Annotated in this window: 12 protein-coding genes, 1 tRNA gene, 1 pseudogene and 1 riboswitch; of the genes and pseudogenes, 7 read left to right on the top strand and 7 right to left on the bottom strand. The window is 68.4% G+C overall.

Annotation, left to right across the window (positions count from 1 at the left end):
- Window positions 1–24 precede the first annotated feature (24 nt).
- A tRNA-Lys gene (locus tag ACE2AC_RS13025) sits at window positions 25–100 on the bottom strand.
- 139 nt (window positions 101–239) lie between these two features.
- Between ACE2AC_RS13025 and dapF the strand changes: the two genes are divergently transcribed.
- The 7 genes and pseudogenes from dapF to ACE2AC_RS12990 form a co-directional block, all read left to right on the top strand.
- Window positions 240–1,070 carry a diaminopimelate epimerase gene (dapF, locus tag ACE2AC_RS13020; RefSeq protein ID WP_375687689.1) on the top strand — a complete coding sequence of 277 codons (831 nt, stop codon included), beginning with the start codon at window positions 240–242 and terminating at the stop codon, window positions 1,068–1,070.
- A complete protein-coding gene (gene mtaB / locus ACE2AC_RS13015) occupies window positions 1,070–2,329 on the top strand; it encodes a tRNA (N(6)-L-threonylcarbamoyladenosine(37)-C(2))-methylthiotransferase MtaB (RefSeq protein ID WP_375687687.1) in 1,260 nt (419 codons plus the stop codon). The genes dapF and mtaB overlap by 1 nt, the downstream gene beginning before the upstream one ends.
- A complete protein-coding gene (locus ACE2AC_RS13010) occupies window positions 2,329–2,949 on the top strand; it encodes an FMN-binding negative transcriptional regulator (RefSeq protein WP_375687685.1) in 621 nt (206 codons plus the stop codon). Before mtaB ends, ACE2AC_RS13010 begins: the two co-directional genes overlap by 1 nt.
- 144 nt (window positions 2,950–3,093) lie before the next feature.
- Window positions 3,094–3,699, top strand: coding sequence for a glutathione S-transferase (locus tag ACE2AC_RS13005; RefSeq protein WP_375687683.1), 606 nt, complete (start codon window positions 3,094–3,096; stop codon window positions 3,697–3,699).
- Window positions 3,700–3,966: 267 nt separating this feature from the next.
- The gene (gene petA / locus ACE2AC_RS13000) at window positions 3,967–4,548 is read left to right on the top strand and encodes a ubiquinol-cytochrome c reductase iron-sulfur subunit (protein ID WP_375687681.1); all 582 of its coding nucleotides are present in this window, start codon (window positions 3,967–3,969) and stop codon (window positions 4,546–4,548) included.
- 11 nt (window positions 4,549–4,559) lie between these two features.
- Window positions 4,560–5,900: a cytochrome b gene (petB, locus tag ACE2AC_RS12995; protein WP_375687679.1), complete on the top strand. Its 1,341-nt coding sequence runs from the start codon at window positions 4,560–4,562 to the stop codon at window positions 5,898–5,900.
- A 429-nt stretch (window positions 5,901–6,329) separates the two neighbouring features.
- Window positions 6,330–7,046, top strand: a pseudogene (locus ACE2AC_RS12990) (cytochrome c1); the annotation flags it as partial.
- A 66-nt stretch (window positions 7,047–7,112) separates the two neighbouring features.
- On the opposite strand, the gene thiQ reads toward ACE2AC_RS12990, so the two are convergent.
- The 6 genes from thiQ to def (ACE2AC_RS12960) form a co-directional block, all read right to left on the bottom strand.
- On the bottom strand, window positions 7,113–7,805 hold the full coding sequence (gene thiQ, locus ACE2AC_RS12985) for a thiamine ABC transporter ATP-binding protein (protein ID WP_375687677.1): 693 nt from the start codon (window positions 7,803–7,805) through the stop codon (window positions 7,113–7,115).
- Window positions 7,792–9,339 carry a thiamine/thiamine pyrophosphate ABC transporter permease ThiP gene (locus ACE2AC_RS12980; protein WP_375687675.1) on the bottom strand — a complete coding sequence of 516 codons (1,548 nt, stop codon included), beginning with the start codon at window positions 9,337–9,339 and terminating at the stop codon, window positions 7,792–7,794. The genes thiQ and ACE2AC_RS12980 overlap by 14 nt, the downstream gene beginning before the upstream one ends.
- Window positions 9,315–10,298 (bottom strand): thiamine ABC transporter substrate binding subunit, encoded by a 984-nt coding sequence (locus tag ACE2AC_RS12975; RefSeq protein WP_375687673.1) that lies wholly within the window; start codon window positions 10,296–10,298, stop codon window positions 9,315–9,317. The genes ACE2AC_RS12980 and ACE2AC_RS12975 overlap by 25 nt, the downstream gene beginning before the upstream one ends.
- Window positions 10,299–10,329: 31 nt before the next feature.
- Window positions 10,330–10,430, bottom strand: a riboswitch (TPP riboswitch).
- Window positions 10,431–10,546: 116 nt separating this feature from the next.
- Window positions 10,547–11,452, bottom strand: a complete 906-nt coding sequence (fmt, locus tag ACE2AC_RS12970; protein WP_375687671.1) for a methionyl-tRNA formyltransferase — start codon at window positions 11,450–11,452, stop codon at window positions 10,547–10,549.
- Between the two features lies 1 nt (window position 11,453).
- Window positions 11,454–11,948 carry a peptide deformylase gene (gene def, locus ACE2AC_RS12965; protein WP_375687669.1) on the bottom strand — a complete coding sequence of 165 codons (495 nt, stop codon included), beginning with the start codon at window positions 11,946–11,948 and terminating at the stop codon, window positions 11,454–11,456.
- Entirely contained in the window at window positions 11,945–12,454 is a 510-nt protein-coding gene (gene def, locus ACE2AC_RS12960; protein ID WP_375687667.1) for a peptide deformylase, read from the bottom strand. The genes def (ACE2AC_RS12965) and def (ACE2AC_RS12960) overlap by 4 nt, the downstream gene beginning before the upstream one ends.
- Between the last annotated feature and the right edge of the window lie 2 nt (window positions 12,455–12,456).

The following is a 12,456-nucleotide window of genomic DNA, read 5'->3' as shown; positions in this document are numbered from 1 at the left end:
CGCCGTCCGGGCCTTTTGTGCAAGTGGTGAGCCGTGCAGGATTCGAACCTGCGACCCACTGATTAAAAGTCAGTTGCTCTACCAACTGAGCTAACGGCCCACTCAGGCCGCCCGTCTAAGGTCAGCCGTTTGGGAGGTCAAGCGGAAATGGGGCGGTTTTTCGGATTTGACGTCACGCCGCTTTCAGCCGCCTGTCCGCCGCGCTTTCATTGCCGCCCCGCAGGCCTTATATGCGCGCCATGCGTGACGCAGCGACTCATAAGACTCTGGCCTTCCTCAAGATGCACGGGCTAGGCAACGACTTCGTGATCATCGATTCACGGGGCGGTGCGGCCGTGACCACGCCGGCGCTCGCGCGGGCGCTCGGCGACCGGCACCGCGGCGTCGGATTCGACCAGCTGGCCGAGATTCGCGATGGCGAACCGGATGGCATCACGCTCGATTTCTGGAACGCCGACGGCAGTCGCGCCGGGGCCTGCGGCAACGCGACCCGCTGCGTGGCGCAGCTCGTCATGGGGGACGAGGGCGACCAGCTCTCGATCCGCACCGCGCGCGGCGCGCTCGAGGCGCGGCGCGAGGACGGGACGCTCTGGATCAACATGGGCCATCCGCAGCTTGCGTGGGACGAGATCCCGCTGGCCCGCGACGTCGATCCGCTGCACATGCCGCTCGACGGCGATCCCGTCGGCGTTGGCATGGGCAACCCGCATTGCGTCTTTTTCGTCCCCGATGCGGGGCAGACCGACCCGGCCGGGCGCGGCCCGGCGGTCGAGACCGATCCGCTCTTCCCCGAGAAGACCAACGTCGAGTTTGCCGAGGTCCGCGCCCGTGACGAGATCCGGATGCGGGTCTGGGAACGCGGCACCGGCATCACCCTGGCCTGCGGGTCCGGTGCCTGCGCCACGCTGGTCGCCGCGCATCGGCGCGGCCTGACCGACCGCCGCGTCCGGATGGAGCTGGACGGCGGCTGGCTCGACCTCGACTGGCGCGAGGATGGCGTCTGGATGGCCGGACCAACCGCGCTGGTGTTCCGGGCCGAACTCGACGCCGATTTCCTGGGGGCGCTCTGATGGACCGCAAGGCGCCGATCTTCGCGACCCTTGGCTGTCGCCTGAACGCCTACGAAACCGAGGCGATGAAGGACCTCGCCGCCCGCGCGGGCGTCGATGACGCCGTCGTCGTGAACACCTGCGCCGTGACCGCCGAAGCGGTGCGCAAGGCTCGGCAGGAGATCCGCCGCCTGCGGCGCGAGAACCCAAATGCCCGGCTGATCGTCACCGGTTGCGCCGCGCAGACCGAGCCCGAGACCTTCGCCGCGATGGACGAGGTCGACCTCGTCCTCGGCAACACCGAGAAGATGCAGCCCGAGAGCTGGCGCAACATGGTCCCCGACCTGATCGGAGAGACCGAGCGCGTGCAGGTCGACGACATCATGTCGGTGACCGAGACAGCGGGCCACCTGATCGACGGATTCGGCACGCGGAGCCGCGCCTACGTTCAGGTCCAGAACGGCTGTGACCACCGCTGCACTTTCTGCATTATCCCCTTCGGCCGCGGCAATTCCCGTTCGGTCCCCGCCGGCGTGGTGGTGGACCAGATCAAGCGGCTGGTGAATCGCGGCTACAACGAGGTCGTGCTGACCGGGGTCGACCTGACCTCCTGGGGTGCCGACCTCCCGATGACGCCAAAGCTGGGCGACCTCGTGCTGCGCATCCTCAAGCTGGTGCCGGACCTGCCGCGCCTGCGCATCTCCTCGATCGATTCGATCGAGGTGGACGAGGCGCTGATGCAGGCCATCGCCACAGAACCGCGCCTGATGCCGCACCTGCACCTGAGCCTGCAGGCGGGTGACGACATGATCCTGAAACGGATGAAGCGCCGCCACCTGCGCGACGACGCCATCCGGTTCTGCGAAGAGGCGCGCAAGCTGCGCCCCGAGATGACCTATGGCGCCGACATCATCGCCGGCTTCCCGACCGAGACCGAGGCGATGTTCCAGAACTCGCTCCGCCTCGTCGAGGACTGCGGCCTGACCTGGCTGCATATCTTTCCCTACAGCCCGCGCCCCGGCACCCCCGCCGCGCGGATGCCGCAGGTAAAGGGCCAGGCGATCAAGGACCGCGCCGCGCGCCTGCGCCAGGCCGGGGCGACCGCCGTGCGCCACCACCTCGACGCGCAGGTCGGCCGCGATCACCTGGTGCTGATGGAAAATCCCCGCATGGGCCGGACCGAACAGTTCACCGAGGTGCATTTCGATTGCGACCGCCCCGAGGGCGCCATCGTACCCGCTCGCATCCTCTCGGCCGGTGCCACCGGGCTCAGGGCCTGATGCATCCGAACCGCGCCTTCCGCGATGTCGCCCGCGACCGCAACCTCGCCTTTGCCCACGCGCAGGGATTCGGCATCCTGACTGTCGCCAACGGCGACGCAACCCCGCTGGTCAGCCACGTGCCCTTCCTGCTGTCGGATGACGGCACCTTGGCCGAACTGCACCTCGCCCGCCCGAATCCCATCGTGAAGGCGCTCTCCGAACCGCGCGCTGCGCGGCTGGTGATCGCGGGCTCGCACGGCTACATCTCGCCCGACTGGTACGGGATCGACGACCAGGTCCCGACCTGGAACTACGTCGCGGTGCACCTCTCCGGCACGCTCGAACTCACGCCCGAGGCTGGCCTGCACGACCTGCTCGACCGCCAGTCGGCCGAGTTCGAGACCCGCCTGCTGCCCAAGACGCCCTGGACCTCGGACAAGATGACCGAGGGCCTGATGGACCGGATGATGCGCGCCATCGTTCCCGCCCGCCTCGCTGTGGCCGAGGTCGACGGCACCTGGAAATTCTCACAGAACAAGCCCGAGGACGTGCGCATGGCTGCCGCCGACGGTGTCGAGGCCGCGGGCGATCCGGCGCTCGCCGCGCTGATGCGGACACCGCCCGACCGCGAGGCCTGAGCGCGGCCCGTCCGGCTTCATCTTGCCAGGAAAACTCCGGGGGAGTCGCGGCCTGCCGCGACGGGGCAGGGCCCCCTCGACGGCCGATTTACATTCCGCGCAGCCCTGACCTAACGTGACGGCGAGATTCAAGGGAGCCGCAGCATGAAACTCTTTTCTTCCAACGCATCACCCTATGTCCGAAAGGTCCGCGTCCTGATCCGCGAGGCGGGCCTGACCGACCGGGTGACAGAGATGCCGACCACCACCACGCTTCTGCAGTCGGACCCGGCGCTGGTCGCGGCCAACCCGCTGGCGCGGGTCCCCTCGCTTAGCCGCGACGACGGGCCGACGCTCTACGACAGCCGGGTAATCTGCCGTTACCTCGACATGAAGGCAGGCGGCGGCTTCTACCCCGAGGCGCGGCTCTGGGACGTGCTGACGATCGAGGCGACCGCCGACGGCATCCTCGACAGCGCGGTCACCGGCATCGCCTATGAAAAGCGCCTGCGCCCGCCCGAGAAGGTGATGGAGGAATGGATCGACGGCCACTGGGCCAAGATCGCCCGCGCGGTGAAGGTGGTGAACGATCGCTGGATGAGCCACCTCGCCGGACCGGTCGACATGGGGCAGATCGCGCTTGGCTGCGCGCTCGGCTACCTCGATTTCCGCCACGACCAGTACGGCTGGCGCAAGGACTGCGACGCGCTGGCCGACTGGTACGCGAAATTCGCGGAGCGCGACGCAATGGTGGCCACCGCACCCGCCTGACCGCCACGTAACTCGTCTCCGGGGGCGCGCGCCGCCGCGCCCGCGGGACCGCGATCTCGCGAAACGTTAACGATTCAGGCGGGATCGCCCGGGACGGGTGTGCCGCCCGTGTCCCCCGCGACACTTCCGCGCCTCTCCGTGCCTGCGGCCATTGTTCTCTGGACGTTACGAAGTTGCGCCGCTAAACACCGGCCAGAACGGCTGCGCCATGCGTGGCCCAAGAAGACATGATGGCCGCCCTCCGGCCCAGGTAAACGGAGCAAACTCGTGTCCCACGCTGATGATCACGCAGGCACCCGAAGAGACTTTCTCTATTACGCCACCGCCGGCGTGGGCGCCGTAACGGTCGGTGCCGCAACTTGGCCCCTCATCAACCAGATGAACCCCTCTGCCGACGTCCAGGCGATGTCGTCGATCCGCGTCGACGTCTCGGGCGTCGAACAGGGCACCCAGCTCACCGTGAAGTGGCTGGGCAAGCCGGTCTTCATCCGCCGCCGCACGGCCGATGAAATCCAGTCCGCCCGCGACGTCGAGGTCAGCAGCCTGCCCGATCCCGAGGCCCGCAACGCGAACCTGCCCGCCGGGGCCGACGCCAGCGACGCGAACCGCGCGCTGGCCCCCGAGGGCGCCGAAGGCGACGCGGCCGAGGAATGGCTGGTCATGATGGGCGTCTGCACCCACCTGGGCTGTGTTCCCCTGGGCGAGGCCGGCGACTTCGGCGGCTGGTTCTGCCCCTGCCACGGCTCGCACTACGACACCGCAGGCCGCATCCGCAAAGGTCCGGCCCCCGAAAACCTGCCTGTCCCCGTCGCGCAGTTCGACGGCGAGACTGAAATCGTCCTGGGCTGAGGGAGGCAATAATGTCCGGAATTCCGCACGATCACTACGAGCCCAAGACCAGCGGCGAGAAATGGCTGAACAGCCGTCTCGGCGTCGTCGGGCTGATCTACGACACCCTGATGATCCCCACGCCCAAGAACCTCAACTGGATGTGGATCTGGGGCATCGTCCTGGCCTTCTGCCTGGTTCTGCAGATCGCGACCGGCATCGTCCTGGTGATGCACTACACGCCGCATGTCGACATGGCCTTCGCCTCGGTCGAACACATCATGCGTGACGTGAACGGCGGCTACATGCTGCGCTACATGCACATGAACGGCGCGTCGCTGTTCTTCTTTGCCGTCTACATCCACATCTTCCGCGGTCTCTACTACGGCTCGTACAAGGCCCCGCGCGAGGTGACTTGGATCATCGGCATGTTGATCTACCTGCTGATGATGGCCACCGGCTTCATGGGCTACGTGCTGCCGTGGGGACAGATGTCCTTCTGGGGCGCGACCGTGATCACCGGCCTCTTCGGGGCGATCCCGCTGATCGGCGAACCGATCCAGACCTGGCTCCTGGGCGGGCCGGCCGTGGATAACCCGACGCTGAACCGCTTCTTCTCGCTGCACTACCTGCTGCCCTTCGTCATCGCGGGCCTGGTGATCGTGCACATCTGGGCGTTCCACTCGACCGGCAACAACAACCCGACAGGTGTCGAAGTGCGCCGCGGCTCCAAGGCCGAGGCCCAGAAGGACACGCTGCCGTTCTGGCCCTACTTCGTGATCAAGGACTTCGTCGGCCTCGCCATCGTGCTGGTGTTCTTCTTCGCGATCGTGGGCTTCATGCCGAATTACCTCGGCCACCCCGACAACTACATCGAGGCCAACCCGCTGGCGACGCCCGCGCACATCGTGCCGGAATGGTACTTCCTGCCGTTCTACGCGATCCTGCGCGCCTTCACCTCGGACGTCTGGGTCGTGATGTTCGCAAGCTGGATCACCGGCGGCATCATCGACGCCAAGTTCTTCGGCGTGCTGGCGATGTTCGGTGCGATCGCGGTCATGGCGCTGGTGCCGTGGCTCGACACCTCGACCGTGCGGTCGGGCCGTTACCGGCCGATGTTCAAGTGGTGGTTCGCCCTGCTGGTCATCGACTTCGTCGTCCTGATGTGGGCGGGTGCGATGCCGGCGGAACCGCCGTACTCGACCATCTCGCTGATCGGTGCGACCTACTGGTTCGCCTACTTCCTCGTGATCCTGCCGCTGCTTGGCGTCTTCGAGAAACCGAAGGCCCCGCCCGCAACGATCGAAGAGGATTTCGATGCCCATTACGGCCCGAAGTCCGGCGCCGGCAAATCTGCCACCCCGGCTGAGTGAGCGGAGAGAGAAATGAACGACATGATCCGCAAATCGTCCCTGTCCGTCAGCGCCCTGGCGCTGGTGATCGGCCTGGGCGGGGTTCCGGCCCTGGCCCAGACCACGACGACCGAAGGCAGCCAGACCGAGGAAACGCAGGTCCAGGACCAGGCGACGGAGACCCCGTCCGAGACGCCCGCGGCCGAAGAGACCCCGACCGAGGAAACCGCAACCGAAGAGGCCCCGGCCGAGGAAGCGACGACCGAGGAAGCCCCGGCAGAAGAAACCGCGACCGAGGAAACCCCGGCTGATGCCGAGGCCGAAGAGGTCGCGACCGAGGAAGTCGAGGAAGGCCACGCCAACGCCGAGGCGGCCGAAGAGCGCGCCACGGAAGAGCATGGCGCCGAAGAGCACGGCGAGGACGACCACGGTGGCGGCCACGACACCGCGCATATCGAGGACTTCGCCTTCAGCTTCGAAGGTCCGTTCGGCACGTTCGACCAGATGCAGCTGCAGCGCGGCCTGCAGATCTACACCGAGGTCTGCTCCGCCTGCCACGGCCTGCGCTATGTCCCGATCCGCACGATCGGCGATCCCGGCGGCCCCGGCATGCCCGAGGACCAGGTCCGCGCCTATGCCAGCCAGAACTTCGAGGTCTTCGACGAAGAACTGGACGACACCCGTCCGGCGATCCCGAACGACCACTTCCCGGGTTCGTCCCTCGCCAACGCGCCGGACCTCAGCCTGATGGCCAAGGCCCGCGCCGGGTTCCATGGCCCCTACGGCCTGGGGATCAACCAGTTCTTCCGTGGGATCGGCGGGCCCGAGTACCTGCACGCGCTGCTGACCGGCTACACCGGCAACACCCGCGAGCAGGCCGGCACCACCTTCTACGAGAACACCGCCTTTGCCGGTGGCTGGATCTCGATGCCGCCGCCGCTGACGGACGGCCTGGTGGAGTTCGCCGACGGTCACCCGAACGACGTGGAGCACATGTCCGAGGACATCTCGGCCTTCCTGATGTGGACCGCCGAGCCCAAGATGATGGCGCGCAAGACGGTCGGCTTCACCGCCGTGATCTTCCTGATCGTGCTGAGCTCGCTGCTCTACCTGACGAACAAGCGGATCTGGAAACCGCACAAGCATCCCCAGGACGACGCGGCCTGATCGCGCACGTCCCCGGAACAGGAAAGGCCCCGCCATTCGGCGGGGCCTTTTCCGTTTCTGGCTGGTTCAGCCGAGGTAGCGCCTGAGCCGGTCGGACGGGTCGGCCAAAGCGGTCCGCGTCTCAACCGGTGCCTCGGCCACACCGTCGTCGACAACCGCGATCCGGTCGGCGATCCGCGCCGCGTCCTCGGGGGCGTGGCTGACCATGATCAGCGTCGCCCCGCGATCCCGGCAGATGCCGTCGACGAGGTCCAGCATCTCGGCCCGCATCGCCGGGCCGAGCGCCGAAAACGGCTCGTCCAGCAGCAGGAGCGGCCTGTCCTGCACCAGCACGCGGGCCAGCGCCACGCGGCTCTGCTGGCCGCCCGACAGGGTGCCCGGCTTCCTGTCGGCAAACCCATCCAGGCCCACCCGGTCCAGCGCGGCCGCGACCCGCGCCTTCTGGCCCGCGTCGAGCCGCAGGTCGGGCCGGATGCCGAGCCCGACGTTCCGCCGGACGCTGAGGTGCGGAAAGAGGTTACCGTCCTGGAATAACATCGCCAGCGGCCGCTGCCCGGGCGCGGCGCCGGTGATGTCCGCGCCGTCCCAAAGCACCCGCCCGGTGGTGGCCGGAAAGAACCCGGCGATCACCGACAACAGGGTCGACTTACCCGCGCCCGAAGGCCCAATCAGCGCCAGCCGCTCGCCCATGGGCACCGACCAGTCCGCCGTCAGGCGAAAGTCGCCCTGCACGATCTCGAGCCGTTCAAGTGTCAGCACGCCAGCGCCCTCCGAAATCGAACAGGGCAAACAGCCCGAAACTCAGCCCGAGCAGCAGCACCGCCGCCCCGGCTGCCGCCTGCATTTGGTAGGCCCCCATCAGGCGATAGACCGTCAGGGGCAGCGTGGACACCTGCGGATCGGCAAAGAGGGCGATCACCCCCAGGTCGCCCATCGACAACGCCGCCGTCAATCCGGCGGCAAACCCGAGAGGCCGGCGCAGGCGCGGCAGGATCAGCCAGCGCAGCCGTGCCATGCCCTCCAGGCCGAGGCTGTCGGCCAGTCGGCCATAGTCGCGTTCCACCCCCGCTGCTGCTGGGCCGAGGATGCGGAGCGCGAAGGGCAGCGCCATCACGACGTTGACCGCCATCGTCACCAGCAGCGCCAGGTCGGAGGGCCGTACAATCGGGTTGATCAGGATGAAGAGCCCGGTGCCTAACACCAGCGGCGAGGCGGCAAGCGGCAGCAGGCCGATCACTTCGACCCAGCCGCGCCGGGCCAGCGCCATCGCCAGCGCGCAGACCATCGTCAGCCCCGTCGCCCCGAGTGCCACGGCAACCGAAGCCCCGGCCGCGGACCACACCGTGCCGGGCAGATCGCCCAGCTCCGCGATGCCGCGCACCAGCACCGACAGCAGCGGCGCCAGCAGGAACACCGCAGCGAGGCCCAGCCAGATTGTGTCGAGCCCCCGCGCGACACGGCCCCTCGCATCCCAGCGGTCGACCACCCGGTCGAGCCCGGTGCCGAACCCTTCGCCCCGCGTGACGCGCAGCGCGATCAGCCCGGCCGCGATGACGAGGCAAAGCTGGATGACCGACAGCACCGCCGCGCGTCCCAGGTCGAATTCGAAGCGGAAGGCCTGGTAGATCGCTAGCTCCACCGTCGTAGACCGCGGGCCGCCGCCGAGGGTCAGGGCCACAGCGAAACTGGTCAGGCAGATCGCGAAGATCACGGTGAAGACGCCCGGCAGGACCGCCGCCAGCATCGGCCGCTCGAGCAGCCGCCAGATGTCGCGCGGTCCGGCGCCGATCTGCGCGGCCAGGCGAAAGCGTTCGCCGGGGATCTCCTGCCAGCCCTGCAGGATCAGCCGCACGGCCAGCGGCAGGTTGAAGAAGACATGCGCCAGCACGACGCCGTGCAGCCCGTAGATCGTGACCGGTCCGACCCCCAGCGGCCGAAGCAGCGCGTTCACGATCCCGCCCTGGCCGAATACGGCGATCAGCCCCAGCACCGCCACGATGACCGGCAGGATAAATGGGGCACCCATCAGCCCGATATAGAGACTGCGCAGGGCAAATCGCCGCCGGGCCAGCGCGCGGGCCACCGGCACCGCCAGCAGGCACGACAGCCCGGCCGACAACAGCGCCTGCACCACGGTGAACCGGACCGCCGCCATGTCGCCGGGGTCCGGCCAGCCGATCCCCTCGGCCCGCCAGATCACGGCGAGCAGGGGCAGCAGCAGGAACGCCGCGACGCAGATCGCCGCGACGCGCCCGGGCCAGCCCCGGCTCAGCGCGACAGCGCCTGCCGCCATTCCTCGAGCGCCGCCTTTCGCATCGCGTCGGCTTCCTCTTCGCCGAGGTAGACCGCCTTGTCGGGCATCGGCAGGTCGCGGAACACCTCGGGCCAGTCCGTTTGTGGCTGCGCTGAGGGGTAGGACCAGTTGCCCATCGGGATCAGGTCCTGGAACGTGTCGCTCAGCACGAAGGCCATGAAGCGGTCGGCCAACTCGGGCACGTCGGTGCCCGCGACCTTCGCGGCGAGCTCGAAATAGGGGTAGTGCCCTTCTTCGAAGATCGCGGCCTTCTTGGTCTCATCCTCCTCGGCCACGATGTGGTAGGCGGGCGAGGTGGTGTAGCTCAGCACGATCGGCGCCTCGCCGTCGGTGAAGAGGCCATAGGCCTCGGACCACCCGGCGGTCACGGTCAGGATGTGCGGCGCCAGTCGTTCCCAGTAGGCGCCGGCCTCGTCGCCGTAGACAGCCTTGATCCAGTAGACCAGCGCCAGCCCGGCCTCGGAACTGCGCGGGTCCTGGATCACCAGCTTCACGTCCTCGGGCATGTTCGCAAGGTCTTCGAAATTGGCGGGCGGCGTGTCGATCCGCGTCGCGTCGTAGACAAACGCCAGGTAGGACCAGTCGAAGGGCAGGAAGGTGTCGTCGGTCCAGTCCACCGGCAGGTCGAGTTGGCCGTTGTCTTGGCCGTGCGGCGCGAACAGGCCGCTCTTGCGGGCCTGCACCATCTGGTCGTTGAAAAGGCCGATCACCACGTCCGCCTCGGTGCGCTGGCCTTCGAGCATCAGGCGCGGCAGCACGTCGCCCGCGGCATAGACGAGGTCGCAGCCGCACTCGGCCTCGAACGCCTCTTCGATCGCGGGGCCGGGGCCCCATTCACTGGTGAAGTAGTCCGGGGCATAGACGGTCAGAACGCCCTCCTGCGCCGTGGCGCCGGTGGCGATAAGTGTCAGTCCCGCTGCAAGGGTAAGGGGTCGCATGACATCCTCCATTGCGGCGAAAGGAGCAGATCCGGGGATGCCGTACCTTCCCTCCGCCGGTGTTAACCGGTTCAGGTTCAACGGGTTCGCGTCGCCGCATCTCAGCCCAGCCGGGCACCCCGAGGTGTCCTGAACCCTAGTGCCGCGCGTTCGGAAGGGCAAGCCGGGTCCTGAGAGGTCCGGTTTCGCACGGGCGTCCAGTGACCCTGCACGGGAGATCGGTGGCAGTGCCTCCGGAAATGCCTTGATTAGAGCCTGCTACCGGCGCCAAGGGCCAGTCCGCGGAGGAAGGTCTCGGCGTCCTGCGGGCCCTTGCCCGCCCGTTGCAGGCGCAGCACCTGCAACGCGCCGGTGCCGCAGGCCACGGTCAGCGCGTCGTCAAGCACGGTGCCCGGAGGGCCCGACCCTTCGGCCAGCCGCGAGGCCAGCAGCTTGATCCGCTGGCCCTCTACCTCGATCCAGGCGCCGGGAAAGGGCGAGAGGCCGCGGATCTGCCGGTCGACTTCGGCCGCCTGGCGGGTCCAGTCGACGCGCGCCTCGGCCTTGTCGATCTTGCTGGCGTAGGTGACGCCGACCTCGGGCTGCACCTCGGGCTGCAACGTGTCGATCCGCGCCAGCGCCTCGACGATCAGGCGTGCGCCCATCTCGGAGAGGCGATCATGCAATGCGCCGGTTGTCTCCTCGGCTCCGATCGGGGTCGCCTCGCGCAGCAGCACCGGCCCGGTGTCGAGCCCGGCCTCCATCTGCATGATGCAGATGCCGGTTTCCGCGTCCCCGGCCATGATCGCCCGATGGATCGGCGCCGCCCCGCGCCAGCGCGGCAGGAGGGAGGCGTGGATGTTCAGACAGCCGCGCGCCGGCGCGTCAAGGATCGCCCGGGGCAGGATCAGCCCATAGGCCACAACGACCGCGATCTCGGCCCCCAATGCGGCGAAATCCGCCTGTTCCGTCTCTGATTTCAGCGACGCAGGGTGCCGCACCTCAAGCCCGAGCGCCTCGGCACGGGCGTGGACCGGCGTCGGGCGATCCCTCTTGCCGCGGCCCGCGGGGCGCGGCGGCTGGCAATAGACCGCGGCGATCTCGTGCCCGGCGGCGTGCAGCGCGTCCAGCACCTGGACCGAGAAGTCGGGCGTGCCCATGAAGACGATCCGCATCTCAGGCCCCCTTCCGCGCCTTGCGCAGCAGCATGTCGCGTTTCACCTTGCTCAGCCGGTCGAAGTACATCCGCCCGGCGAGGTGGTCGATCTGGTGCTGGACGCTGGTGGCCCAGAGACCGACGAAATCACGGTCCTCGACCTCGCCCGCCGCGTTCAGGAAACGCACCGTCACGGCCCGCGGTCGCGTGATCTTGGCCGAGACGCCCGGCAGGCAGGGGCTGGCCTCTTCGTGGTCGCGCGGTTCGACGCTGGCGTGCAGGACCTCCGGGTTGGCCAGCAGCACGGCCTGTCCGCGATCGCCCGAGGCATCGACGACCGCCAGCCGCTGCATCACGCCGATCTGCACGGCGGCAAGGCCGACGCCGGGCATCGCCTCCATCGTGTCGACCATGTCGGCCCAGGTTGCGCGGACATCGTCGGTGATCTCGGTCACGTCTGCGGCGGCGGTGCGCAGCCGCTTGTCGGGCCATTTCAGGATCGGGCGCACGGTCATGCGTCGGGGCCTTTCGAGTCTTCGTAGGCGGTTTCCAGCACCGCGCGGGCCTCGGGCGTCAGCCGGTCAAAGATGACCCGCCCGTCGAGGTGATCGTATTCGTGCTGGGCGCAGATCGCCCAGTTGCCCTCAAAAAGCGCCTCTTGCCGGGTGCCGGAAAGATCGGTCCAGCCCATCCGCACCCAGGCGGGGCGTTCGATGGTCGCGGCGATGCCCGGGATCGACAGGCAGGCCTCCTCGGCATGGCCCAGTTGCCCAGAGGCATCGAGGATCTCGGGGTTGATGCAGGCGACGGGCGACCGGGCGCCTTCCTTCCAGGTCACATCCATGACGAAGACGCGCTTCACCACGCCGACCTGCGGCGCGGCAAGGCCCCGGCCCGGTGCGTCGTACATCGTCTCGAACATTGAGGAAACCAGCCCTGCCACGTCCTCGTCCGGACCGACCGGCGCGCAGACCTGCGCCAGGCGCGGGTCCGGCCAGCGCAGGATCGGCAGCACCGGCATGG

Source organism: Pseudooceanicola sp. LIPI14-2-Ac024, assembly GCF_042188925.1.
Lineage (GTDB): Bacteria > Pseudomonadota > Alphaproteobacteria > Rhodobacterales > Rhodobacteraceae > Pseudooceanicola.
The sequence above is the reverse complement of the archived record's forward strand: the minus strand, read 5'-3'. Positions and strand labels throughout refer to the sequence as shown.